Here is a 26,079-nt window from a genome sequence, read left to right on the forward strand (position 1 = left end):
CCCTAAAGGAACGGCCCCGGATCACCAGGATCCGGGGCCGTTCCTTTGGTGCTGATGGGAATCAGGGCAGCGGGAGCAGGGCGATGCGTTCGTGGATCTCGCCGCCGATGTGGGTGGTGTCGGAGCCGACCCAGAGGCCGTCCGCGGCGAGCAGGAGGTCGTAGCCGCCGATGCCGCGGTCCTTGGTCGGGTTCCAGGAGTAGGCGAGGCCGGTGTGCGGGTTCATCGCGCCGATGGCCTGCCGCGACACGGCGCCGGGACCGGCGTCGTTGTTGCCGCTCGGGTTGTTCAGGTAGCGGTTGTGGCCCTGGACGTAGACCGCGGACCTGGTCACCTGGACCGAGAGCAACGTGTCGCCGCCGGTGTAGTTCACCCAGACCGGGTACGTCGTGCGCTGGTCGTTGACGTTCCAGCGGCTCGCGGAGTCACAGAGCCTGGTCTTGTCGTCCGGCGCCGCGGCACCGGTGGTGACGACCACGAAGAAGGAACCGTCCGGCGAGAAGTCGACGTCCCGCGAGTACGACGGGGTCGCCGAGCTGCAGGTGTGGTCCCATAGCGGCGAGTACCAGCCGCTGACCGTGGTGGAGCTCGTGCCGAGCGTCAGCAGGGCCACCTGGCGCCGGGTCTGACCGCCGACCGAGGAGAAGGTGCCGACGATCGCCAGCCGGGTACCGGCCGGGTTGACGGCGAGGCGGAAGACCTTCGTCGGGCCCGACTCCGGGTTGCCCGGGAAGGGCACGCCGGCGATCGCGACCTTGATGTAGCCGGTGTTGCCGCCGGAGACCGGGCTGACCGCGAGCAGCTTCTGCGAGAAGGTGCCGCCGAGGATGAGCCGGCCCTTCACGTAGGCCATGTCGGTGACCGAGCCGGTGAGGTTGGCGTTGAACTTCGTGTCGACCGCGCCGGTGGTGGCGTTCAGCTTGACCACCCCGGTGCGCTTCACCCCGTTGACCACGTTGAAGTAGCCGCCGACGAACAGCGACGTACCGTCGGTCGCCAGCGCCCACACCTCGGAGTTGAAGGTGGCGTGCAGCCCCGTGATGCCGCCGGTCTTGGGGTTGAAGGCGAACAGCCGGTCGCGCGCGATCGTCGCCAGGTTGTTGTACGGCTTCACCTTGGTGAACTGGCCGCCGACGAAGATGGCCCCGCCGTGGCTGAGCATCTTGTAGACGGCGCCGTCCTGCACCCGGGGGGTGATGTCGGACGGATTCTGGGAGACGACGGCGTCCTGGGAGATCGGCGAGGCGTTCGACGGCCCACCGAGGAAGACCACCACGACGGCGGCGACGGCGGTCAGGGCGACGCCGATCGCTACAACGAGCTTTTTCATTCTCAAGGATTCCAAACCATGGTCAGGGTCCGACTGGGACGTGGCAACCGGGGCGGCAGCCAGACAGGTCGCGAAGGACGCGGACGACTCTGGCATATCCAGCGGGTGTTGCAGAAGTCACCTGGGGTCAATTTCTGTAAGCCTTGGCCGGATGGTTACCTGCCGAGCGTGGCCGGGGACTGGTCAGCGGGCCTTTCGGGCCACGATCAGCAGGTCGAGGGAATCCGCGGTCCCGGTCGGGGTGGACTCCTCGACGGTGAAGTCGGTGGCTCGCACTGATCTGACCAGGTCTATCAGAGATCGGCCCCAGTCCTGGTGACCATCCGCCAACTGGGCGTCGACAATTTGCCCGTACTGCGCCTCCCAGGCGCGCAGCCGTGGTCCGTGCCGCAGGCCGGCCACGGTCGTCACGTCCAGCTCGGCCGCCACCAGGTCCACGAGTTCGGGCCCGGTCAGTTCCCTGGTGTGGTACCAGTTCCCCGGCGGGAAGGTGAGCCGGTTGGGCGTCGTCAGTACTACGGCGCCGCCGGGCCGGACCACCCGGGCGCACTCGGCGACGAAGGCGGGCTGGTCCCAGAGGTGCTCGACCGTCTGCATCGACACGACCAGGTCAAACGCCGCGTCGGCCAGCCCTTGCTGGACCAGGTTCCCCTGCAGCGGCTTGAGTTCCGGATAGCTCTTGGCGACGTGGCGCAACGCCGTACGGTCGTAGTCGAGGGCGACCACCGACGCGGCGCCCGTAGTACGGAGCAGTTCGGCTCCGTATCCTTCGCCGCAGCCGGCGTCGAGGACGCGGCCGCCGGGCGGGATCAGGCCGGTCAGCCACTCGTACGCCGCCAGGTGCCGGGCGTACCAATAGTTCTCGTGCCAGATCCCGGGCGCCGTTCTCTCCCCGGTCAGCGGTAACGTCTCAGCCACCAGCCGAGCCTAGAGTTCTCCGGGTGCCTTTGGGTAACTGTGATGGGACTCGCACAGTGCTTATGTTTCTCGCGGGTAACATCCGTGGCAGGCTGGGAGTGACCGTTAACCAGAAGGGGTCCCACACGCTATGAAGATCGTCGTCTGCGCGAAGTTCGTGCCGGATGCCACCGCGGACCGCCGCTTCCGCTCCGAGGACAACACGGTGGACCGGGCCGGTGTCGACGGGCTGCTGTCCGAACTGGACGAGTACGCCGTCGAGACCGCTTTGACTGTCAAGGAGGCCGGCGAGGGGGAGGTGACCATCCTCACCGTCGGGCCGGAGCAGGCCGCGGACGCCATCAAGAAGGGCCTGCAGATGGGCGCCGACGCGGGCGTCCACGTGAACGACGAAGGGATCCACGGTTCGGACGCCGTCGCGACCTCGCTGATCCTGGCCAAGGCGCTGAGCAAGCTCGAGGCCGACCTGGTCGTCTTCGGGATGGCCTCCACCGACGGGTCGATGGGCGTCGTACCGGCGATGGTCTCCGAGCGGCTCGGGCTGCCGGCCGTCACGCTCGGCTCGTCGGTCACCGTCGACGGCGGCAAGGTGACGATCCGCCGGGACGGCGACACCGCCAGCGACACGATCGAAGGCACCCTGCCGCTCGTGTTGTCGGTGTCGGACCAGTCCGGTGAGCCGCGGTACCCGTCGTTCAAGGGCATCATGGCCGCGAAGAAGAAGCCGGTCGAGACCTGGACACTGGGCGACCTGGAGATCTCCGCCGACCAGGTCGGTGGCTCGAGCGCCTGGACCGAGGTGGTCGAGGTGACCTCCCGTCCGCCGCGCTCGGCCGGCACCATCGTCACCGACGAGGACGGTAGCGGCGCTACCCAGCTCGTCGAGTTCCTGTCCACCAACAAGTTCCTCTGAGGGGCGAGTCAGATCATGTCGAACGTTCTCGTTCTCGTTGACCACACCGGTGGCAAGGTCCGTAAGACGACCGCGGAACTTCTCACCATCGCGCGCCGCCTCGGCGAGCCCGTCGCCGTCTACATCGGCGAGGGCGTCCAGGAGGCCCTGCCGGCCCTCGGCCAGTACGGCGCGACCAAGGTGATCGCGCTGACCAACCCCGAGCTGACCCAGTACCTCGTCGCTCCCAAGGCGGAGGCGCTGCAGCAGATCGCGGCCAAGATCGAGCCGGCCGCGATCCTGATCTCGTCCAACGCCGAGGGCAAGGAGATCGCCGCCCGGCTGGCGGTCAAGCTCGAGTCGGGCCTGATCACCGACGCCGTCGACGTCCAGGCCGGCCCGGTCACCACTCAGTCGGTGTTCGCGGGCAACTACTCGGTCCAGTCGAAGATCACCCACGGCACGCCGATCATCACGGTCAAGCCGAACGCCGCCACTCCGGAGGCGGCCGAGACGTCGCCGGAGGTGGAGGAGTTCGACGTGACGATCTCCGATGCCGCGAAGACGGCTCGCATCACCGACTCGAAGCCGCGGGAGGCGACCGGCCGGCCGGAGCTGACCGAGGCGGCGATCATCGTGTCCGGTGGTCGCGGTACCGGCGGTGACTTCGGTCCGGTCGAGGCTTTCGCGGACTCGCTCGGCGCTGCGGTCGGCGCCTCGCGGGCAGCGGTCGACTCCGGCTGGTACCCGCACGCGTACCAGGTCGGCCAGACCGGTAAGACGGTGTCGCCGCAGCTGTACGTCGCGGCCGGCATCTCCGGCGCGATCCAGCACCGCGCCGGTATGCAGACCTCGAAGACCATCGTCGCGGTGAACAAGGACGAAGAGGCCCCGATCTTCGAGCTCGTCGACTTCGGTGTCGTGGGCGACCTGCACAAGGTTCTGCCGGCGGCGACCGAGGAAGTCACCAAGCGCAAGTCCTGACCCGCACCGACCAGCCCGGCCCGCTCACCCCCCCCGAGCGGGCCGGGCTTCTTTTGTGGGCTAGCGCTTGCGCGCTGGAGGCAGGACCCGGAGCTGGAGCATGGCGGCGAAGCGGGTGTCCGGGTCGTCGAGGTCGAGGACGCCGACCTCGGCGAGGCGGCGGAGGCGGTAGCGGAAGGTGTTGGGGTGGACGTAGACCGAGGCGGCCGCGGCGATGACGTCGCCGAAGGCGTCCAGCCAGGCGCGCAGGGTCTCGACCAGGTTCGAGTTGTGTTCGCGGTCGTAGCTGATCAGGCGGGCGATCGGACCGGTGGGCTGGTCGCCGCGGGCCTCGATCAGGTCGCGGAGTTCGAGCAGGAGCGTCTCGACGTGGACGTCCGCCAGCCGGGCGACGCGCTGCGACCCGCGGTTGGTTCGCAGTACGCGGAGGGCTCGGTCGGCGCCCGCACGGGCGTGCGGGAGGTGCGAGTTCTCCCGGACGACGGGTCCGACGCCGATCGTGGCGGTGACCCGGTCGCCGATGCGGTCGAGGAAGTCCTTGGCGATCCGTACGGCGTTCTCCTCGCCGTCGGCACGATCCGCGCGGACCGGGATCAAGCCGTAGGCGACATCGCCCACGAGTGCGGCAGCCGACCGGGGATGCACGGCGCCGAGGTGCATGGCGAAGGCGTCGGCCAGGCGCTGACGTTCGGTGGCTTGGGCGGCGTCGTGCACGTCGGTCTCCGTTGCAGCCTCACGCTGGTGAGCCGGAGTGAGCATCGAGAGGGCGAGTACGACGAGCGGCTGGTCGGCCAGGCCGAGGCGGTCCAGTGCCTCGCGAGCGCCGGAGCCGCCTTCGAGCGCAGTACTGACCAGGTCGGCTCGTAGCCGGCGTTCAACGTCGGCGCCGGCGCGGATGCGGAGCATGTGCAGGGCGACCAGCTTCGCCGCGTCGCAGAGGGCCTGCGTGCGTTCCTCGGTGAGGGGGGTGCGGACGACGACCCAGATCGAGCCGAGGATCTCGTCGCCGGCCCGGACGGCGACCGCCATCCGGGGGATGGTGAACTCGCCTTCGCTGATCGGCAGCGGGGGAACGTGTACCGGCTGGTCGGTGCGGTACAGCTCGCGGAACACGCCCAGTTCGTTGAGAAGCCGTGAGTACCGCTGTGGCACCTGGCGGCCGAGGACCGTCTCGACGCGAGCTGTGTCGGCCTCGTCCTGGCGGTTCGAGAAGGCGAGCACACGGGAGCTGCGGTCCTCGATGGTGACCGGGGCGTCGAGCAGCGCGGCAGCCGCGTTGGCGAGGGCGAAGAGGTCGCCTGACGGCATCCCGCCGAGTGTCTCCGGCTCGGCGACGCCCACATCGCCCTCGGCGAGGACCGAGCGGAGCAGTACTGCGAGTTGGTCCCACGAGGCGCCTCGGGTCAGACCGAGCAGGGCGACCCCCGACTCGGCGACCGCCGCGGTGATCGTGTCGTCTGCAGCGATGGGGGAGCGGACGACGAGACCGACCGCTTGCTGGCGGCCGAGGTCGCGCAGGAGCTGAGTGATGGCGGCCGGGTCCTGGAGCCCGACGCCGAGGACGAGGGCGTGCCGCGGCAGGACGGGTTCGTCGACCGGGTCGTGGATGACCACGCCGCCGAGCTCGGCCGGCTGGTCGGCGTCGCCGTGCACGAGTTCCAGCAGGGTGTCGCCGAGGTCGTCGAGAACCCGGCCGAGGCTGGCCCGAGGCCGATTCGTCACGGAAAGCAGCACCCTTCCGAAGCTAGAGCCTGATCACCCACCCTAACTCGTCCCGCTGGACAGATTCGGCGCTCCGATTTGTCGGATCGGACAAGACGTCAGGTGGGGAGCCATTCGGTGGCGGTGGTGACGTCGTCGAGTACGTCGGGCAGCGGGTCCACCCCGATGCCGGGGGCGGTGGGGACGGGCAGGTGGCCGTCCTGGAGCGTGAACGGGATGGTGAGGTCGGTCCGGTAGTAGCGGCTGGAGCCCGAGGTGTCGCCGGGGAGGGTGAAACCGGGCAGTGCCGCGAGGGCGACGTTGGCGGCTCGGCCGAGGCCGGTTTCGAGCATGCCGCCGCACCAGACCGGGATGCCGTGCGCGACGCAGACGTCGTGGATCCGCCGCGCTTCCAGGTAGCCGCCGACCCGGCCGGGCTTCACGTTGATGATCGAGCAGGCGCCCAGGCTGATCGCCGCCGCAGCCGACCGGGCCGAGGTGATCGACTCGTCGAGGCAGACCGGGGTCTTGATCAGGCGCGCCAGCTCGGCGTGCCCGAGGATGTCGTCCTCGTCCAGCGGTTGCTCGATCAACAGGAGGTCGAAGGGGTCGAGCCGCGCGAGGTGCCGGGCATCCGACACGGCGTACGCCGTATTCGCGTCGACCTGGAGCAGCACGTCGCCGAAGCGTTCCCGGACGGCGGCGACCGGCTCGATGTCCCAGCCGGGCTGGATCTTCAGCTTGATCCGCAGGTAGCCCTCGTCCAGATATCCGCCGACCGCGTCCAGCAGTTCGCCGATCGAGTCCATGATGCCGACCGACACTCCACACGGCACCCGGTCGTGCACTGCGCCGAGTTCACGAGCCAGCGGCCGCCCCTCCGCTCGCAGCTCGGCATCCAGTACCGCGGTCTCCAGCGCCGCCTTCGCCATCCGATGCCCGTGGAAGCGGGCCAGCGCCGGAGCGACTCCGACCGCCGAAAGCCGTTCCACAGCAGCCAAGGCAGGCACGAAGAACCGCCGCAGTACGTCGATCGCCCCGTCGACGTACTCCGACGAGTACAGCGGCCCGCTCATCGCGACGCACTCGCCCCATCCCTCCGCCTCGGTGCCGACGACCCGGACCAGTAAGGCGTCGCGCGTCGTCTCGGTCCCGAACGACGTCCGGAACGGCGCCACCAGCGGCAACGAGATCCGCCGCAACTCGACCCCGGTCAGCTTCATCACACCAGCCCTTTCGCAGCATGTTCGAGTACGTACCAGCCGGCCCGATCGAAGCCGGTCACCCGCGCGCCGTCGGCGAGGAGCCCACCGAGAACCTCGCGCACCGCCGCCCGCCAGTCCTTCGCCGCCGCGGGGTCCGTCGTCCGCAGTCCCTCGACATCAGTCGGTACTGCGACCAGCACCGTCCCGCCGTCTCCCGAGCGGCCCGCCGATGGTCGCTCGTCCGCCGTCCGCCCCAGCGCAATGGTTGCCGCAGGCAACGTGATGGCACGCGGTCGCCGCGCAGCGGCCGCGGCGACCTCCGGCGCGTCCAGCTGCCAGCGGACCAGCAGCCGATCGGTGTCGTCCCCGCTGTTGATCCCGTCCTCCATCAGTCCGTAGAAGTTCGTCAGGTACTCCGTCGGCACCGCCGCGAGCTTCACCAGATTGAAGTAGGCGTTGCGCCGGACCAGCGGATCGAAGGTCCACGAGATCGCCGTCACGCCACGCTGCAGGGCCCACGCCCGCTGGTGGAGCTTCAGCGCGAACCCGACGTTGCGGCCACGAGCAGCACCGGACACGCCGGCGACATGACTGTGCATCGCCACCTCTGCAGGCGCTCCGAAGAAGCCGACGCAGGCCCCGAGCAATTCGTCCCCGTCGTAGGCGCCGCCGACGTAGTTGCCGGCCTTCGTCAACGCACGCAGCAGTTCCGTCGTCACCGGCGGGTTCTTCGGATCCGGCCGCCAGATCGAGTCGTACAACCGGTAGACCTCGTCGAGTTCCGCCAGTTCGGACAGCTCGCGGACCCGTACGCCGGCCGACGCCGCTGCCGCCAAGCTGTCGCGGGTGGCGTCCTCGACCGAGGTACCGAAGGCGATGTTGCTCATGGGCTGTCCAGCAGATCCGCGATCAACGCTGTCAGCAGAGCGGTTCGTGGCGCGATCTCGGCCACCAGGACATGCTCGTCGTCGGCGTGAGCCCCGCCGCCGACAGCACCGAGGCCGTCGAGGGTCGGCGTACCGACGCCCGCCGTGAAGTTGCCATCGGATCCGCCACCTACCGAGATCTCCTGCAACGGCTCGAGTCCGAGCTCCCCCGCGAGTCGGGAGGCTCGGTCGAACAGGTCGGCGGACATCTTCCGCTCCAGCGGCGGGCGGTTCGGGCCGCCCAGGATCTCCAACGACGCGCCGTCGAGCACCGGGGTCAACGCGTGCAACGCCGCATCGACTCGTTGCTGCTCCGCGACATCGCGAGCCCGCGCATCGACGGAGAAGCTTGCCGCGGCGGGCACGGTGTTCCGCGTCGTACCGGAGGACAGGTTGGTCGGTGTCACGGTCGTCCCGCGCGACGCATCGCCGAGCCGGCTGATCGCGAGGATCTGGTGGGCCGCCTCGATGCTGGCGTTGACCCCGAGTTCCGGTTCGAGGCCGGCGTGCGAGGCGCGACCCGCGATCCTCACTTCATAGTTGGAGACGCCCTTGCGCTCCAGCTTCAAAGCGCCGTCAGCCGATGCCTCGAGCACCAACGCGGCGACACAGCCTGCGGCCTCGTCCTCGATCAACGCCCGCGACGACGGCGACCCGAGTTCCTCGTCACCCGTCACCAACAGGGTGACGCCGTCCGGACTGGGCAACGCGGCCAAGGCATGGAAAGCCATCACCAGGCCGGTCTTCATGTCGAACGACCCAGGCCCACGCAGTACGCCGTCCTCGATGGCGAACGGATGCGTCGCGAGCGATCCCACCGGCCACACCGTGTCGTGATGCCCCAGCACCAGCACCCGGGAAGGCCCCGCACCGAGTCGCCATCGCAGATGCGTCCGCCCATCGACCACCACGTACTCCGGTGCGCTGCCGAGCAGCCCACTACCGACCCGGGCGACCACTTCTGCGCTCCGAGCCACCGCCGCCAGGTCCGACGACGGCGACTCGCAGGTCACCAGCGTCTCCAGTTCCGCGAGCATCCCCGGCAGTTCCGCCTGCATCCGCTCGACCAGCGACGTCATCCGCTCACCTTCGGAGTAGCGCGGACCCCGGCATGCAGGTACTTCTCGCCGGTGGGCAGCGAGTAGAACGTCACCGGCATCCAGGTCAGCGACCCCGGCGGCCGTACGGCGAACAGGTCGCCGCTCTCGTCGACCGGCACCAACGGGTACTCGTGGGTGGGCTCCGGCAACAGTTCGGCGATCGGGCCGGTCACCGTCGTTCGTAGTACTGCCTCGCCGTCGCGGATCAGGACCTCCTCGATCGTGCTCGCGCGCTCGTACCGGCCCGCGTGCTTGTGCAGGTCGACCTTGGGCGGATCGGCGGGCGGCGCGAGCGGGGCCGGCATGGTGACGTCGGCGAGTTCGGCGAAGATCTCGCGGTACAGGTCCTGATAGAGGTCGCGCGTGTTGCCGCCGTTGGTGAGCAGGGCAACGGCCAGGCCCTCCGCGGGGAGCACGCGCAGGAAGGCGGACTGTCCGATCGTGTTGCCGTCGTGCCCGATCAGCCGCCGGCCGTCCCAGTCGAACCGGATCCAGCCGAGGCCCCACGAGTCGCCGAGGGTGTGCTTGTCCGGCAGGTCCGCTTGCTTCGAGGCCATCAGCGTTGCGGTCTCTTCCCGGAGTACCCGGGTGCCGTCCGGAGCGACGCCGCCCTTCAGGTGAAGGCGCGCGAAGGCCAAGGTGTCGGCAACGGTCGAGACGATCGTTCCCGCGGGTCCCAGCGAGCGGGGCAACATCCATACCGGCGCCCGCTTCGGCTCCTCGCCGGGCTCACCCACATGGCCGACGGCCGCCCGATGCAGGAGTACCTCTTCGGGCAGCGTCGCCGTGTGCTCCAGACCGAGCGGCACGAGGATCCGTTCGCGCAGTACCTGGTCCCAGGTCTTGCCGGTGACCTTCTCGATCACCCGGCCGGCCAGCGAGAAGCCCGAGTTGCAGTAGGACCAGGTCGCCCCCAGCGGATGGTTCTGGCCGACCTCGGCCAGCCCGTCGACGTACTTCTCCAGGCAGTCGTCACCGCGGCCCGTGTCGGTGAAGACGTCGCCGTCGATCCCGCTCGTATGCGTGAGCAGGTGCCGCAGGGTCACCTGCTTGGCGACGTCCGGGTCGCCCAGGCGCAGCTCGGGCAGTACCTCGATGATCGGGGCGTCGAGGTCGAGCAGGCCCTCGTCGACGAGTTGCATCGCCAGCGTCGCGGTCCAGACCTTGGAGACCGACCCGATCTGGAAGAGCGAATCGGCCGTCGTCGCGACACCCGTGTCCTTGAACACGACGCCGGTCGCGACTTCCACCAGTTCGTCTTCGACGCCGTCCCGCAGGCGCAGGATGCCAAGAGTTGCACCCGGTACGCCGTGTTTCGTGGCGAGCGTGTCGAGCCGGTGCTGCCAGTGGGCCGCGTCGATCCGGGCACGACGTGGGCCGGCCGCGTCACCGGCGTACTGCTCGACCCAGTCGAGGATCCGCCGGTTGAAGTCGAGCCGGTGCGACGGCCGTCCGTCGACGATGAAGAGGTGGCTCGCCTCCGGGTAGAGCACCAGTTGGGTCGGCACGCCTTGCTCGCGCAGTGCCGTGTGCCATTGCTGGGCCTGACCGATCGGGCACCGTACGTCGGCGTCGCCGTGCAGGACCAGCGTCGGCGTCTTCACCTTGCCGACCTGGCTGAACGGAGACATCTCGGTGTAGTCCGCAGGCCCGTTCAGCTCGTAGACGCCGAGGTAGTGGCCGAGGTCCGAGGTGCCCGCCATGCTGGTCAGGTCGCTGACCACGCCGCCGGTCACGGCCGCCGCGAACCGGTCGTCCCGGCTGGTCAGATAGCACGTCATGAATCCGCCGTAGCTGTAGCCGGCCACGGCGAGGCGCGCCGGATCGGCGATGCCCTCGGCAACCAATTCGTCGAGCGGTTCGAGGAAGTCCTTCGCGTCCTCGACGCCCCAGGCGCCGAGTGCGGCGTTGAAGAACTCCTCGCCGTACCCGTCGCTGCCGCGCGGGTTCACCAGGAAGACGGTCCAACCGCGAGCGGCCAGTTCCTGGTGGTAGAAGTGGACCTCGTCGGCCACCGCGTTCCACGCGTTGTGCGGGCCGCCGTGGATGTCGAGCAGCAACGGCTGCGGCCCGGTCGCCGAAGGATCGCGGATCAGGTAGCCGGCCACCACGGTCCCGTCGGAGATCGTGAACTCGCGCTCGGTCCGGGCGAAGTGCTCCACCTCGGCGAGCTTCTCGCCGTACGACGTGCGTGGGGTGACCGTTTTGCTCGCCAGGTCGAGGGTGACGACCTCGCCGTACGACGTCTCCGTGGTCAGCACGAGTGCGGCGGTTCCACCGGCGACGGTGAGGCTGGAGACGTTCTGGCCGGCTTTGCCCAGTACTGGTTGGGGAGTGCCGCCGGCGACGGGCACGGAGTACAGGTGACTGCAGCCGCGTTCGCGGATGGCGAAGAGGACCGTGCGACCGTCATCGGTCAACGTAGGCAGGGCTCCTGGGTACGCCGGTCCGCCGGGCATCACGTTGCGATCGAGTGACTCGGCCAGGTTCACCACCTCGCCGGTCGCGAGCGACAGTCGCAGCAGTCCGGCGTGACCGACCGGTCCGGCGAGGTTGCCGACGATCACCAGCGCGTCGCCGTCGGCGGTCCACACGACTGGGCCGGCCAGCCCTTCGGCGAGACCGACGAGCTGAGGCTGGGCCTTCTCATCGGTGGCATCGAGCACGTACGCCGGTGCTGTCGGGCTCAGGTCGGCGTCGGGAGCGGTGGCGGCTCCGAAGGCCAGCTTGGTGCCGTCAGGTGACCAGGCGGGGTCACCGGCGTGCCAGTCGCCCTCGGTGGCTTGCCTGCACTTCTTCGTGTCGACGTCGATCAGGTGGAGGTGCTTGCGGATCGTCCGCAGCCAGCCGGCACCGTCGGCCTGGTAGTCGAGTCGCTCGGTGACGATCGGCGCATGGCCGCGTGTCTCGTCGTCCAGCCCAGCGATGTCCACCGCCGCACTGAAGGCGATCCTGGTCCCGTCCGGACTCCACTGCGGGGCGCCTGCACCCAGCGGGAGAGTAGTGAGCTGCTCGGGTTCACCACCGCCGACAGGGAGCAGCCAGAGCTGCGCGGGTCCGTCCTTCGCGCGGAGGAACGCCAACTGGGTCCCGTCGGGTGACCAGACCGGCGTACTGTCGGCGTCTCCTCTGGTCAGCTGCTGTGGTTCGCCACCGGACGCGGGCACTCGCCACAGGCTTCGCAGTGTGCGGTCGCCTTCGACGTCGGTGGTTCGCAGTACGTAGGCGATCTGGGTGGCGTCGGGCGAGAGGGCCGGCTGCTCCGGTACCGCTAGCTCGGTCAGATCGTCGATGCGCAGGTGTCGAGTCACGCGGAGGTCCTCCCTGAATACTTCTGGCTTGGGTATGGCGAGGTCGTGCCGCGCCGGGGCGCGGCCGCGAGAAGTTCTCTGGTGTAGTCGTGCTGTGGATCGGTCAGGACCTGGTCCGCCGGGCCGAACTCGACGATCCGGCCGAGGTACATCACCGCGATCAGGTCGCTGACGTAGCGGACGACGGCCAGGTTGTGCGAGATGAACAGCATCGACAGCTTCAGTTCGCGCTGCAGGGAACGGACCAGGTTGAGCACGGTGCCCTGGACCGAGACGTCGAGAGCCGAGGTGATCTCGTCGGCGATGATCACGTCCGGCTGCCCGGCCAGTGCCCGGGCGATGGCGACGCGCTGGCGCTGACCGCCGGACAAGGCGCCTGGGTAGGCGTGGGCTCGGGCGGCATCGAGGCCGACCAGTTCGAGCAGCCGGGCGACCTCGTCGGCCCGGTGGCCGCCGGTCCGGGGTACCGCCTCCGCGATCGTGTCGCCGATCGTCATCCGCGGATCGAGGGACGAGTAGGGATCCTGGAAGACCATCTGCAGCGGCCGACGGCTGCCGGCGCGGTGATCCAGCGGTACGCCGTCCAGCAGGATCCGCCCGTACGACGGCTCGACCAGCCCGACGGCCGCGCGGGCCAGGGTCGACTTGCCCGACCCGGATTCGCCGACCAGCCCGACCACCTGGCCGGACGGCACCACCAGGTCGACGCCGTCGACGGCCGTGATCGCCCGGCTGCCGGTGCCGAACCGGACCGACACCTGATCGAAACGCAGTTCGCTCATCGTTGCCCCGTCCGGATCGACTCCGTGCCTGGATGCCGAGCTTGCCAGGCCGCCGAACCCTGCGGGTTCCAGCAGGCCACCTGATGCGCCGGACCGTGACTGACCAAGGCGGGATCCTCGCTCCGGCACCGGTCGGTGGCGAATTCACAGCGAGCCGCAAAGGCGCAGCCACTCGGATAGTGCGCCGGATCGACCGGCCGTCCGGGGATGACCGCCAGCGGTTCGTCCAGCGGAGTGTCGAGATCCGGTACCGCGGCCGACAGCGCGCGGGTGTAGGGATGGCGAGCTCCTGTGTAGAGCTCGCTCGCAGGCAGGTCCTCCACGATTCGTCCGGCATACATCACCAGAACGCGATCGCACACCTGCCCGACGACGGTGATGTCGTGGCTGATCAGCAGCACGGCGACTTCGTTCTCGGTCCGGATCTGTTCGAGCAGTTCCAGCACCTGCCGCTGCACGGTGACGTCAAGCGCGGTGGTCGGCTCGTCGGCGACGATCAGCGCGGGCGTACCCATCAGTCCCATCCCGATCATCGCCCGCTGCCGCATCCCGCCGGAGAACTCGTGCGGATACTGGTGCGCCCGCCGCTCCGGCAGGGGGATCCGGACCGCCCGCAGCCGGTCGACCGCCCGGCTCATCGCCTGGCGCCGGGACATCCCCTGGTGCTCGCGAGCACCTTCGGCGAGCTGGGCCCCGATCCGCATCGTCGGGTTGAACGACGTCATCGGGTCCTGGAAGACCATCGCGAACGACGTACCGAGCAACCGCCGCCGCGCGGCCGCAGTACTGCGAACCGCTGCCCGTCCGAGCAGGGGCGCTCCGAGGAACGACAACTCGGACGCTCGCACCTGGCCGGGTGATTCGATCAATTGGGCGACTGCAAGTGCAGTGAGGCTCTTGCCCGACCCGGACTCGCCGACCACGCCGACGATCTCGCTCCGCCCGATGGTGAAACTGATCCCGCGCACGGGGGTGACCGGCCCGGGGAAGCTGACGTGCAGGTCCTTCACGACCAGCACGGCGTCGTCGTCGACAGCGGCCGCCGGAGCGGTTTCCCCCTGCGGCAACCGCGGCCCCTTCAGTACCGGTACGCCGAAGCCCTTCGCCACGGCCTCTCCGAAGAGATTGAACGCCAGGCCCGCGACGACGACCGCGACTCCCGGTGCCAGTGCCGCGGCGGGATGCACGTAGATGCTGTTGAGGCTCTCGCCCATCAATCGCCCCCAGTCGTAGGCCGGCGGTTGCACACCCAGGCCGAGGAACGACAGGCCGGCGAAGGCGAGCAAGGTGCCGCCGGCACCGATCGTCGCGTTCACCACCAGCGGCTCGGCGATGTTGGGCAGGATGTGCCGCGACAACATCCGGAACCGGCCGACCCCGGCGATCCGCGCGGCGGCGACGAAGTCCCGCTTCTCGATCCCGGCGACCAGAGTCTGGGTCAGCCGCGCGAACGACGGTGCTCCGGCGAACCCGATCGCCAGAACTGCGCCCTTCGCGCCGACTCCGAAGACGACCGCGAAGAACAGGGCGAGCAGTAGCCCGGGGAACGCGACGGCGATGTTCACCACGGCCGTCGCCAGTCGACCGGCGCGTCGACCGAGGACAGTGGGTGCACAGCCGAGCGCGAGTCCGCACACCACCGCGATGGAGGTGGCGATCAGAGCGAGCAGGATCGATGTACGGGAGGCGACCAGTACTCGGTAGAAGATGTCGCGGCCGAGGTTGTCCGTGCCGAGCCAGTGCTTCGCAGAGGTGCCCTCCAGTAGGTGTTCTGTGTCGATCGCGGTCGCCTGATGCGTCCAGAGCAGCGGTGCGACGAGAGCGAGCAGGAGTACTGCGAGGAGGAGCACCCCTGCGCCGGCGCCGACCGGCGTACGTAGTACTGCGATCCAGCGAGCTGTTCTCTTCATCAGCTCTCCCGGATAGTGGATCGGGGGTCCAGCAGGGCGAGGATCACGTCGACTGCCAGGTTCACCAGGAGGACGCCGGCGCCGTAGACGAGTACTACGCCCTGCACCAGCGGGTAGTCCTTGGCCAGGATCGACGACACGATCGTGCTACCCAGTCCTGGCCAGCTGAAGACGTTCTCTACGAGTACTGTGCCGGCGACCATCGCGCCCAGGAGCAGACCGCCGAGGGTGATTGTTGCCGTCACCGCATTGGGCAGCGCGTGCCGTAGATACACAGCAACAGCGGGAAGCCGTTTGGCTCGTGCTGTCCGCAGATAGTCGGTCTGCAGTACTGCGAGCAGCTCGACCCGGCAGATGCGCGCGAGCACCGCAGCCGGCCCGATGGCCAGTGCAAGCACGGGTAGCACGTACGACGAGACGTTGCCGCGGCCGGCGACAGGGAACCAGTGGAGCTTCACTGCGAAGACGTAGACGAGTCCGACTGCCAGGAGGAACTCGGGGATCGCGGCGAGTACCACTGTGGTCGAGGTGAAGCTCAGCTCAGTACGTGGTCGGCGGCCGGCTCGGGTGAGGACGCCCATGGCCAGGCCGAGCGGTAGCGCGATGAGTACGGCGACGACGAAGGCGGCGACGGCGAGTTGGAGCGTGGCGGGCAGGCGATCGCGGATCACGTCGGAGACCGGGAGGCCGGTGGTGATCGACGTACCGAGGTTGCCGGTGAAGAGGTGTTGCAGGAAGTGCAGGTACTGCACCCAGAGCGGGTCGTTGAGGCCCAGGGACTCGCGCTGGGCGTCGACCACGCTCTGTGCAGCCGCGGGGCCGAGTGCGCCGCGCACTGGGTCGCCGGGGATCAGGTGGATCATCAGGAACGCGGCGCTGACCAGTACCAGCACGGACCCGACCAGCCGCCCGAGCCGACGGGCGGCGAACCGCACCCACGGATGGGTACCGAAGCTCGCCGCCGCACCGGAAACGCTCGCCGTCGCCGTCACCGGGTCACCCGATCATCCGGATCGATCCGGGGTCGACGCCGTCGTTCAGTTCGAAGGTCGCGCCCTTGGCGAAGATCGGCACGGTGGAGTTGACGAACGGCACGACGTTGACCTGCTTGAACAACGCGCGCTCGGCCGATGCCCAGTCGCCGCAACCGTCCGCCCCGGCGATCTTCGCCGCCTTGGCGACCGCGGCGTCGTACTCGGGGTTCTTGATCCAGGAGAAGTTGCCCCCACCCGGCGGGGTCGGGCCGGACAGGAAGCTCACGAGCTGGCTGGGCAGCGACGTCGTCAGCGGGATCAGGCCGGTGTGCCAGGTCCCTTGACCGGCAAGGACGACCGTACTGATCTCAGCGGTCGACACGGCCTTGAGCGAGACCTGGACGCCCAGCTCGGTCCACGCCTTCTGCAACAGTTCGGCGCCGGACTGCATGGTCGGCCCGAGGTTGGTCAGGTAGTAGGAGACGAGGGACAGCTTGGTTCCACCCTTCTCACGGATGCCGCCCGCACCCGGTTTCCAGCCGGCCGCGTCGAGAGTCGCCTTGGCCGCGTCGAGATCGTGGCCGGGGAGGTTGCCGGTGACCGTGTCGTCGTTGCACGGGCCGGTCCCCGGCACGGTCATGCTGGTGGTCGGTTTGCCGGTGCCACCGGTGATGACCTTGCCGAGCTGAGCCAGGTCGAGGGCTTGCGTCAACGCCTTGCGGACGGCGAGATCAGCGGTCGGCAGACCCGGCTTCTGGTTGAACCAGAGCTCACCCAGCGGAGTACCCATGCTGCGCGAGAAGACCTTCTGTGCCTCCAGTCGCTGCTTGTCCGGCCCGGAGATGGCCGCGATGTTGACCTGGCCGGCGAGCAGCAGGTTGGCTGCCGTGGTCTCGTTGGCGACGACCTTGAGCACCACCTTGTCCGGCATCCCGGGCTGGTCCGCCTTGAAGTTGCCCACACCCCACGCGTACTCCTTGCGGCGGGTCAGCGTGTAGTGGTCGCCCGGCACGACCTCCGTGACCTTGAACTGGCCGGTCCCGTCCGAGCCCTGCTTGAGCAGCGTGCGGTTCTTCATGCCCTTGCCGCAGACGATGTGCAGACCACCGACGTTGCGGACCAGGAAGGCGTCCGGCGCGGCTGCGGTCACGGTGACCGTGCCGGTCGCGTCGTCGCCGGTCGCCTTGGCTCCGGGTGGTACGAAGACACCGATCCGGGTGGACTTGCTGGCCGGGTTGCCGACGAAGGTGATGTTCTCCGCGACCGTGCTCGCGGTCAGCGGAGTCCCGTCCGCGCAGGTGACGCCCTTGCGGAGCGTGTACTTCGCGGTGGTGGTCGTCCCTTCCCACTTCTCCGCGAGACCCGCCACGTCCTTGCCGCTGCCGTCGATGTTGAGCAGCGAGTCGTAGAGGAAGGCGTCGACCTGCTTCGTGATCGACAGCGAGGTGAACTGCGGATCGAGGTTGCCCGGGTCGGCGTTCAGCGCCATGGTCAGCGTCTGGCCCGCCACCGGCTTGCCCGCACCGGTGGTCTGCTCGCCCGAACTGCAGGCGGACAGGACCAGTCCGGTGGCGAGCGCGCCGGCGACCGCGATGGTGGCTGCGGATCTCATCATCAACTCCTGGAATCAGGTGGTGGCGCGGCGGATGGCGCGGCCGTTGTGCAGGTACAGGGCATGCCCGCTGCCGTCGTCGCCGAGGAAGACCTGCGGCAGGTGCACCCCGTTCTCGGCCTTGACCGCGATCAGGCTCTCCTCGTTGCGGCCGACCAGTTCGACCGGCTCGGGGGCCGGGCCGAGCTCGGCGAAGATTCCCTTCGGTGTCTGGTCGAGCCAGACCTTTCCGTCGTCGTCCTGGCGGATGGTGAAGTCGGCGACCTCGCAGCTGTAGGTGCCGAGCATCCGCTCCGTGTCGATCGGTACCGCGGTGTCGGGTGGCGTGGGGAGCGCGGGCAACTCCAACCCGGCCAGCTCCTTGACCACCTGGCCGACGACGGCCTTGTAGAGCTCGATGGTGTCGCCGCCGTTGGTCAGTACCGTCACCGCCAGGCCGTGCTCGGGAACGATGCGCAGGAAGGCGTTCTGGCCGATGGTCCCGCCGTCGTGGCCGATCACCCTGGTGCCGCCCCAGTCGAAGATCTCCCAGCCGAGCCCCCACGAGTCGCCCATCAACCCGAGGGCCGGAACCTTGACCTGCGGCTCCTGCATCGCCTTGACGCTCGCGGCGCTGAGTACCGCCGTACCGTCTGCTGCCTTGCCTTCGGCGAGGTGCAGGGTGGCGAACGTGAGCAGGTCGCGCGGTCGCATCGCGAGCATCGCGCCGGCCGGCGCCATTCCCCGCGTCATCGCCCAGATCGGCGCGGGTACCGGTGCTTCGTCGGGAGCCGGCCGGAGATGCCCGACCGCGGCACGATGCAGGATCGCCTCGTACGGATCGGTGGCCGCATGCGTCAGGCCGAGCGGGGTGAACAGGTGCTCGCGCAGCACAGCGTCGTACGGCTTGCCACGCAGTACCTCGATCAGGCGGCCGAGGACGACGAAGCCGGCGTTGTTGTAGGAAAACATCTCGCCGGGCGCGAAGAGCTGGCCGACCTCGGCCAGCGTCGGCATGAACTTCTCGACGGCGTCGTCACCCTTGCCGGTCTCGTTGAAGATGTCGCCCTCGAAGCCGGCCTGATGGCTGAGCAGTTGCCGGACGGTGATCGCGGCCGCCGCCTCGTCGTCCTTGAGGACGAACTCGGGCAGGTAGTCGCGGACCGGTTCGTCCAGGTCGACCTTGCCCTCGTCGACGAGTTGCATCACCAGCGTCGTCGTCCACACCTTGGTGATCGAGCCGATCTGGAACACCGTGTCGGCCGTCGTCTCCACACCGGTCGCCTTGCTCAGTACGCCGGCCGCATGGTCGATCACCTCGCCGCCGAACAGCACTGCGACCGCAGTACCGGGGACCTCGTGCTCGGCCAGCAACGCCGGCAGCCGGTCTTGTAGCCACTTTTCGATCTCGCTCAGGGTCGCCATGCACCGACGCTAGGACCCCGACGCCGCCGAGTATTCGTCGCCGCTGACGACTGAGCAGACGTTTTTCGTCCGATCCGATGAAGTCGCCTCGGCGGAGTAATGGGATGGCTCTCCGACCGGCGCGGGTGTGAGGATCTCAGGATGGGTGACGAGGAGAAGCGGTACTGGTATCCGGAGGGGCTTGTCGCGGAGGAGCTGGAGTTCCAGCGGCTCTACGGCCCGGTGGAGCCCGCGACCCGCGAGGAGGCGGCGGAGTTCTTCAACGGCCTCGGCCTGCCGTGGTGGATCGCCGGCGGCTGGGCGATCGAGGCATTCACCGGCGTACCGCGCCACCACGACGACCTCGACGTCTCCTTCTGGCGCCGCCACGTGCCGGACCTGATCCGCCACGCCGAAGGCCGGTACCACGTGTGGTCGGCCGGCAGTGGGTTCCTCTCGCCTTTAAGCGTCGACAAGCCCGAAGTGCCGGACACGGCCGACCAGGTCTGGCTCCGCCAACACGCCCTCGCCCCCTGGAAGTACGACGTCGTGCTGAACCCCGACCGCAACGGCCGCTGGATCTTCCGCCGCGACCCGTCCCTCGACTACGACCTCGACGAGATCACCTGGGTCGCTTCCGACGGCATCCGCTACCTCAACCCGGAGATGGCGCTGGCCTACAAAGCCCGCTCCAACCGCCCCAAGGACCACCAGGACCTGCTCGCCGCCCTCCCACTCCTGTCCCCCGAGAAGCGCACCTGGCTCGCTGACATGGTCCACCACCTGCACCCGGACCACGTCTGGCTGGAGGAGATCCGCGGGGGATGAGCTGTACGGCGGGGTAAGTCCCTGTCGCGCCTCCTACGTCGGCGGCTCGACCCACCCCACCCCGGTCGCGGCTCCTCCGTCGCCGCTCGGACGAAGGCGGGCCGGATGCCTCGGACATTCGCTCGTCGGAGCTCGGACGACGGCGAGCCGGTTCGCTGAGAGAAGTTCGTCGGGGACCAGCCGGATGGGGTGCCCGACACCGAGACTGTGCTGCTCAGACCTCCCCACCTTCGCCGACAACCTCATCCGGAGGCGAGGCGGAAATGCGCAAACCACCGGCGAACCGGGGCCACCTTCGCCTCAGCATCGACCAACGAGCCGCGATGCATGGCGGTTTCGACGAGGGAGCCGCGACCTGGGTGGTGGAGGTTTCGACCGAAGCCCGCGGGGGGCATCCCAGCGAGCACCAGGCCCACCATCGCTTGAGCGGCGACGGAGGAGCCGCGACCCGGGGTGGGGGGTCGAGCGGCCGACGTAGGAGGCGCGACGGGGGACTACACGCCGTACCGGGCGATTTATTCCCGAATTGGCGGGTGGATCGGGAACATCTGTGGGGGACTTACTCTTATGGGTGTTATGAGCTCACCTGCGCGCCGTACGGTCTACCTGGATCATGCCGCGACGACTCCGATGTTGCCCGTGGCGATCGAGGCGATGACCTCGCACCTTGGGCGTACCGGCAACGCGTCGTCGTTGCACGGGTCCGGGCGGGCGGCTCGGCGGACGGTCGAGGAGTCTCGCGAGACGATCGCGGACGCTTTGAGCGCGCAGCCGAGCGAGATCGTGTTCACCTCCGGTGGGACCGAGGCGGACAATCTGGCGCTCAAGGGCCTGTGGTGGGCCCGTCTCGCGGAGAACCCGAAGCGGCGCCGGATTCTGCTCAGCGGGATCGAGCACCACGCCGTGCTGGACCCGGCGATCTGGCTGGCGCAGCACGAGGGCGCCGAGATCGAGTGGCTGCCGGTGGACGAGCTCGGCCGCGTCCGCCCGGACAGTGTCGCCGAGGCGATCGCGAAGGACCCGGAGAGCGTGTCGTTCGTCACGTTGATGATGGCGAACAACGAGGTCGGCACGCTGCAGCCGATCCAGGAGATCGCCGAGCTGGCCAAGTCCCACGACATCCCGATGCACACCGACGCGGTGCAGGCCGTCGGCCAGGTGCCGGTCGACTTCGCCAGTTCAGGCGTCGACGCGATGACCGTTTCGGCGCACAAGCTCGGCGGCCCGTTCGGGATCGGCGCGCTGGTGGTCCGCAAGGAGACGCAGCTGGTGCCGATCGTGCACGGCGGCGGGCAGGAGCGCGACGTACGCTCCGGCACCCTCGACACTCCTGCGACCGCCGGGTTCGCCGTGGCGCTGGAGCACTCGATCAAGCATCAGCAAGAGGAAGCCCAGCGGCTCACCGAGCTGCGCGACGCGCTGATCCGCGGCGTCCTCGACACCGTGCCCGGCGCGAAGCTGTCGGGTGACCCGGTCGGCCGTTTGCCCAACAATGCACACTTGTCGTTCAGCGGCTGCGAGGGTGACTCGCTGTTGCTGCTGCTCGACGCACGCGGGATCGAGGTCTCCACCGGGTCCGCCTGCAACGCCGGGGTCGCCGAGCCGAGCCATGTGTTGCTGGCGATGGGGTACGACGACCAGCGGGCGCGCGGCTCGCTCAGATTCACGCTGGGGCACACCAGCACCCGGGCCGACATCGACGCAGTACTGGACAACATCGGACCGGTCGTCGAGCGGGCGAAGTCCGCAGGTTTGCAGAACGTGGGAAGGAACAACTGATGCGGGTACTCGCAGCCATGTCCGGCGGGGTCGACTCCGCCGTCGCGGCGGCGCGGATGGTCGAGGCCGGGCACGACGTCGTCGGCGTACACCTCGCCCTGAGCCGGAACCCGCAGTCGTACCGCAGTGGCGCGCGCGGCTGCTGCACGATCGAGGACTCCCGCGACGCCCGAAGAGCAGCCGACGTGATCGGCATCCCGTTCTACATCTGGGACATGGCCGAGCGGTTCGCCGCCGACGTGGTGGACGACTTCGTCGCGGAGTACGCGGCCGGCCGTACGCCGAATCCGTGTCTGCGCTGCAACGAGAAGATCAAGTTCAGTGCGGTGCTGGAGCGGGCCCTCGCGCTCGACTTCGACGCCGTTGCCACCGGCCACTACGCGCAGATCGTCGACACTCCGGACGGCCGTGAGCTGCACCGCGCCGTCGACCCGGCCAAGGACCAGTCGTACGTGCTCGGCGTCCTCAACCAGGAGCAGCTCGCGCACGCGTTCTTCCCGCTCGGCGACACCCCGAAGACCGAGATCCGGGCCGAGGCCGAGCGGCGTGGTCTGTCGGTCGCGGCCAAGCCGGACAGCCACGACATCTGTTTCATTGCCGACGGCAACACCGAGGGCTTCCTCAGCAAGCAGCTCGGCGAGGCGCCGGGCGACATCGTCGATGCCCAGGGCAACAAGTTGGGTGAGCACAAGGGCACCCACGGCTTCACGGTCGGCCAGCGCAAGGGCCTGAAGATCGGTACGCCGGCCGCCGACGGCAAGCCCAGGTTCGTCCTGGACATCTCGCCGGTCGATCGCCGGGTCACCGTGGGATCGCGGGCGGAGCTGGCGGTCGAGCGGCTGACCGCGTCCAAGCCGCGCTGGTGTGGTCCGGCACCGACCGAGACCCTGCACGTGAAGGCGCAGCTGCGAGCGCACGGCGAGGAGATCGCTGTCACCGCGCGCGTTGTCGACGACCGGGTGCTGGTCGAGTTCGACGAGCCGGCCGACGCGGTCGCGCCCGGACAGGCCGTCGTCCTGTACGACGGCACGCGGGTGATCGGTTCGGCCACCATCGACTCCGTCGAGCGTGCGACCCAGCACGTCTGACCTGCCCGCCCTAGAGAGGCACACAGTGACCAGTCCGTTCGGCCTTGCCGCGACCACCGGGATGGGCTCACTGCCCGGTGACGACTTCACCGAGTGGACGAAGTACGTGCTGGACGCCGTCACGATCCCGTTCGTGCCGGAGCTTCCTGCACGCCCGTACGGCGACATGCTCAGTCGCTCGATGGCCCTGCTGCTGGAGCTCGCAGGCGACCTGCAGCCCGCGGGCTGGCGATTGACCGGGGGCAGCGATCCGCGCGCGAGCATGGACCAGCGCAGGGCCCGGTCGCTGCTGCAGCAGGACCTGGACACTCTCGAAGAGGTTGCCGACGGCTACACCGGGCCGCTGAAGATCCAGAGCACCGGTCCGTGGACGCTGGCCGCGACAGTAGAACTACCGCGTGGCGACAAGGTGCTGGCCGACCACGGTGCTCGCCGTGACCTGGCAGAGGGGCTGGCTCACGGTTTGGAGCAGCACGTTGCCGAGGTACGCCGACGCGTGCCGGGTGCTGACCTCGTCGTACAGCTGGATGAGCCGGCGCTCCCCGCAGTACTGGCTGGTGCTGTTCCGACAGCTAGTGGGTGGAGCAAGCACCGCTCTGTCGACGGACCGGATGCTGTGGAGCTACTGAGCCAGGTGATCGAGGCAGTAGCGCCTGCGATCACCTTGGTGCACTGCTGCGCGGCACGGCCGCCTATCGAGGTGTTCCGCAAGGCTGGGGCCGGGGGAGTGGCAGTAGACGTTGCCCAGCTCACCGAAGCCGCCTGGGAGCAGATCGCCCTCGCAGTAGAGGCCGGCACTGTCCTGTACGCCGGTGTGGTGCCCACGACTGGACCGATCCCCAACCAGGAGCAGGCGGCGACAACCCTCGTACGCCGGTGGCGCGAGCTCGGCCTCGACCCGGAACTTCTCAAACAGGTCGTGATCACGCCGGGCTGCGGGCTGGCCGGATCCCCCTCCCGCGCCGACGCCCAGGCCCGCCTCGAACTCCTCCGCAAAACCGCAGAAGTGGTCGGCGAGAAAGCCGAGGAGTGATCCCGGGTTCTGTCGGTCGCCACCCTCTACTCTCCGCTTTCCTTCCTTCCCGTCAGCTTTTCCGGGTTGTGCAGATGCCGGATTCTGTCGGTCGCCACCGGTAGATTCTGGGTATGAGCGAGGAGATCCCCGACACCACAGCCGCCGATCAGCTCGCCCCGCCCGCCGAGGTGCGGGAGCGGCATGCCGCGCTGAGCCGGGAGATCGAGGAGCACCGCTTCCGGTACTACATGGCCACCTCGACCATCTCCGACGCCGACTTCGACGCGCTGATGCACGAGCTGGAGGCGATCGAGGAGCAGTACGCCGAGCTCCGGACGCCGGACTCGCCGACCCAGAAGGTCGGCGTGCCGATCTCGACCTTGTTCACCGCGGTCGAGCACCCGCAGCGGATGGAGAGCCTGGGCAACGCGTTCTCGGCCGAGCAGATGGAGGCCTGGGCGAAGCGGCTGGAGCGCGAGGTCACGGTCAAGCAGATCGAGGAGAGCGGGTTCCTCTGCGAGCTGAAGGTGGACGGACTGGCGCTCGACCTGGTCTACGAGAACGGCCGGCTCGTCAGCGGCGCCACCCGCGGCGACGGCCGCACGGGCGAGGACATCACCCTGAACGCCCGCACCATCGACTCCATCCCGAACGAGCTGAAGACCGACAAGCCACCCGCGTTTCTGGAGGTCCGCGGCGAGGTCTACTTCCGCGTCGAGGACTTCACCGAGCTGAACGCTCAACTGGTCGAAGCCGGCAAGGACCCGTTCTCCAACCCCCGCAACAGCGCGGCCGGATCGCTACGGCAGAAGGACCCACGTGTCTCCGCGAGCCGCCCGCTGCGCTTCGTCGTGCACGGTCTCGGCAAGGTCGAGGGTTACCACGTCACCCGGCTTTCCGAGGCGTACGAGCAGCTGAAGGAGTGGGGCCTCCCCGTCAGCGACCGGGCCCGCCGCGTCGCCACCCTCGACGAGGTGAACGAGTTCATCGCGTACTACGGCGAGAACCGGCACTCCGTCGACCACGAGATCGACGGCGTCGTCGTCAAGGTGGACGAGGTCGACCTGCAGCGCGCACTCGGCTCGACCTCGAGCGCCCCGCGCTGGGCGATCGCGTACAAGTACCCGCCGGAAGAGGTCACCACCAAACTGCTCGCGATCGAGGTGAATGTCGGCCGCACCGGTCGCGTCACGCCGTACGGGGTGATGGAGCCGGTTCGCGTCGCGGGGTCGACCGTGGAGTTCGCGACGCTGCACAACGCCAAGGAAGTCGAGCGCAAGGGCGTCTACCCGGGCGACACCGTCGTACTGCGGAAGGCCGGCGACGTGATCCCCGAGATTCTCGGGCCGGTGATCGACCTGCGGCCGGACGACGCGCAGCCCTGGGTGATGCCGACCGAATGCCCGTCCTGCGGGACGACGCTGCGGCCCATGAAGGAAGGGGACATCGACATTCGCTGTCCCAACTCCCAGTCCTGCCCCGCCCAGTTGCGCGAGCGGCTGTTCCACCTGGCCGGTCGGTCGGCCTTCGACATCGAGGTGCTCGGCTTCAAGGCCGCGGACGCCTTGATCAGCAGCGGTTTGATCGTCGACGAGGGCGACCTGTTCGACCTGAGCGAGGAAGACCTGGTCAGCAGTTCGTTCTTCACCACCAAGGCCGGCGCACTGTCCGCCAACGCGCAGAAGCTGCTCGCGAATCTCGAGCAGGCCAAGACCCAGCAGTTGTCCCGCGGTCTGGTGGCTCTATCGATCCGTCACGTCGGCCCGACCGCGGCGGCAGCGCTGGCCGCGGCGTACGACGACATCGACGCGATCGAGGCGGCCACCGAGGAGGAGCTGTCCGAGATCGAGGGCGTCGGGCCGACCATCGCGCACGCGGTGATCGAGTGGTTCGCCGTCGACTGGCACCAGGCGATCGTGCGCAAATGGAAGGCGGCCGGCGTCCAGCTTCGCCAGGAGCGCACCGGTCCCGTTGTCGAGCAGACCCTGACCGGCCAGTCGGTCGTCGTCACCGGCACCGTCGAGGGGTACAGCCGCGACGAGGCGACCGAGGCGATCGTGTCCCGTGGCGGCAAGGCGGCCAGTTCGGTGTCGAAGAAGACGTCGTTCGTGGTGGTCGGCGACTCGCCGGGATCCAAGTACGACAAGGCTGTTCAGCTCGGGGTGCCGATCCTGGACGCGGCCGGATTCCAGGTGCTGCTGGACGACGGGCCGGAGGCCGCGAGCGCGATGGCGACCAACGCGGAGCCCGGCGACGCGTAGTACGGATGTCCCGACTGGCGATATTCGATGGAGCCGGGCGACGACTTGATCCGTCGGACTGTTAGTTTGCACCGTCTACC

At 68.8% G+C, this 26,079-nt stretch carries 19 protein-coding genes; 7 read left to right on the forward strand and 12 right to left on the reverse strand.

The features are described 5' to 3' along the window. Positions 1-61: 61 nt before the first annotated feature. Complete coding sequence (locus EV138_RS35805) at positions 62-1,330, reverse strand: delta-60 repeat domain-containing protein (RefSeq protein ID WP_133985067.1); 1,269 nt, start codon at positions 1,328-1,330, stop codon at positions 62-64. A 183-nt stretch (positions 1,331-1,513) separates the two neighbouring features. Then, a complete protein-coding gene (locus tag EV138_RS35810) occupies positions 1,514-2,248 on the reverse strand; it encodes a class I SAM-dependent methyltransferase (RefSeq protein ID WP_133985069.1) in 735 nt (244 codons plus the stop codon). 130 nt (positions 2,249-2,378) lie between these two features. Here EV138_RS35810 and EV138_RS35815 point away from each other — a divergent pair, with 130 nt between their 5' ends. Then, positions 2,379-3,161: an electron transfer flavoprotein subunit beta/FixA family protein gene (locus tag EV138_RS35815; protein WP_133985071.1), complete on the forward strand. Its 783-nt coding sequence runs from the start codon at positions 2,379-2,381 to the stop codon at positions 3,159-3,161. A gap of 15 nt (positions 3,162-3,176) precedes the next feature. Further along, on the forward strand, positions 3,177-4,124 hold the full coding sequence (locus EV138_RS35820) for an electron transfer flavoprotein subunit alpha/FixB family protein (RefSeq protein WP_133985073.1): 948 nt from the start codon (positions 3,177-3,179) through the stop codon (positions 4,122-4,124). Between the two features lie 60 nt (positions 4,125-4,184). On the opposite strand, the gene EV138_RS35825 is transcribed toward EV138_RS35820, so the two are convergent. The 10 genes from EV138_RS35825 to EV138_RS35870 all read right to left on the reverse strand — a co-directional run bounded on the left by EV138_RS35825 (position 4,185) and on the right by EV138_RS35870 (position 19,049). Then, positions 4,185-5,846, reverse strand: coding sequence for a PucR family transcriptional regulator (locus EV138_RS35825; protein WP_133985075.1), 1,662 nt, complete (start codon positions 5,844-5,846; stop codon positions 4,185-4,187). Between the two features lie 98 nt (positions 5,847-5,944). Beyond that, a complete protein-coding gene (gene menC, locus EV138_RS35830; protein ID WP_133985077.1) occupies positions 5,945-7,048 on the reverse strand; it encodes an o-succinylbenzoate synthase in 1,104 nt (367 codons plus the stop codon). Continuing rightward, entirely contained in the window at positions 7,048-7,917 is an 870-nt protein-coding gene (locus EV138_RS35835; RefSeq protein ID WP_133985079.1) for a GNAT family N-acetyltransferase, read from the reverse strand. Before EV138_RS35835 ends, menC begins: the two co-directional genes overlap by 1 nt. Next, the gene (locus EV138_RS35840) at positions 7,914-9,035 is read right to left on the reverse strand and encodes a M20 family metallopeptidase (RefSeq protein WP_133985081.1); all 1,122 of its coding nucleotides are present in this window, start codon (positions 9,033-9,035) and stop codon (positions 7,914-7,916) included. Before EV138_RS35840 ends, EV138_RS35835 begins: the two co-directional genes overlap by 4 nt. Continuing rightward, positions 9,032-12,367 (reverse strand): serine hydrolase, encoded by a 3,336-nt coding sequence (locus EV138_RS35845; protein WP_133985083.1) that lies wholly within the window; start codon positions 12,365-12,367, stop codon positions 9,032-9,034. The genes EV138_RS35840 and EV138_RS35845 overlap by 4 nt, the downstream gene beginning before the upstream one ends. Further along, positions 12,364-13,149 carry an ATP-binding cassette domain-containing protein gene (locus tag EV138_RS35850; protein WP_133985085.1) on the reverse strand — a complete coding sequence of 262 codons (786 nt, stop codon included), beginning with the start codon at positions 13,147-13,149 and terminating at the stop codon, positions 12,364-12,366. The genes EV138_RS35845 and EV138_RS35850 overlap by 4 nt, the downstream gene beginning before the upstream one ends. Continuing rightward, complete coding sequence (locus EV138_RS35855) at positions 13,146-15,059, reverse strand: dipeptide/oligopeptide/nickel ABC transporter permease/ATP-binding protein (RefSeq protein ID WP_133985087.1); 1,914 nt, start codon at positions 15,057-15,059, stop codon at positions 13,146-13,148. The genes EV138_RS35850 and EV138_RS35855 overlap by 4 nt, the downstream gene beginning before the upstream one ends. After that, a complete protein-coding gene (locus tag EV138_RS35860; protein ID WP_133985089.1) occupies positions 15,059-16,051 on the reverse strand; it encodes an ABC transporter permease in 993 nt (330 codons plus the stop codon). The genes EV138_RS35855 and EV138_RS35860 overlap by 1 nt, the downstream gene beginning before the upstream one ends. Before the next feature lie 4 nt (positions 16,052-16,055). Next, positions 16,056-17,645, reverse strand: a complete 1,590-nt coding sequence (locus tag EV138_RS35865; protein WP_202867107.1) for an ABC transporter substrate-binding protein — start codon at positions 17,643-17,645, stop codon at positions 16,056-16,058. A gap of 15 nt (positions 17,646-17,660) precedes the next feature. Continuing rightward, entirely contained in the window at positions 17,661-19,049 is a 1,389-nt protein-coding gene (locus tag EV138_RS35870; protein WP_133985093.1) for a serine hydrolase domain-containing protein, read from the reverse strand. Between the two features lie 141 nt (positions 19,050-19,190). Here EV138_RS35870 and EV138_RS35875 point away from each other — a divergent pair, with 141 nt between their 5' ends. The 5 genes from EV138_RS35875 to ligA all read left to right on the forward strand — a co-directional run bounded on the left by EV138_RS35875 (position 19,191) and on the right by ligA (position 25,999). Further along, a complete protein-coding gene (locus EV138_RS35875) occupies positions 19,191-19,856 on the forward strand; it encodes a nucleotidyltransferase domain-containing protein (protein WP_166678886.1) in 666 nt (221 codons plus the stop codon). A gap of 576 nt (positions 19,857-20,432) precedes the next feature. Beyond that, positions 20,433-21,635, forward strand: coding sequence for a cysteine desulfurase family protein (locus EV138_RS35880; protein WP_133985097.1), 1,203 nt, complete (start codon positions 20,433-20,435; stop codon positions 21,633-21,635). Beyond that, positions 21,635-22,723 carry a tRNA 2-thiouridine(34) synthase MnmA gene (gene mnmA / locus EV138_RS35885; protein WP_133985099.1) on the forward strand — a complete coding sequence of 363 codons (1,089 nt, stop codon included), beginning with the start codon at positions 21,635-21,637 and terminating at the stop codon, positions 22,721-22,723. The genes EV138_RS35880 and mnmA overlap by 1 nt, the downstream gene beginning before the upstream one ends. 25 nt (positions 22,724-22,748) lie before the next feature. Beyond that, entirely contained in the window at positions 22,749-23,756 is a 1,008-nt protein-coding gene (locus EV138_RS35890; RefSeq protein ID WP_133985101.1) for a uroporphyrinogen decarboxylase/cobalamine-independent methonine synthase family protein, read from the forward strand. Between the two features lie 113 nt (positions 23,757-23,869). Continuing rightward, complete coding sequence (gene ligA, locus EV138_RS35895; protein ID WP_133985103.1) at positions 23,870-25,999, forward strand: NAD-dependent DNA ligase LigA; 2,130 nt, start codon at positions 23,870-23,872, stop codon at positions 25,997-25,999. The last annotated feature ends 80 nt before the right edge of the window (positions 26,000-26,079 follow it).

Source organism: Kribbella voronezhensis, from assembly GCF_004365175.1.
Lineage (GTDB): Bacteria > Actinomycetota > Actinomycetes > Propionibacteriales > Kribbellaceae > Kribbella > Kribbella voronezhensis.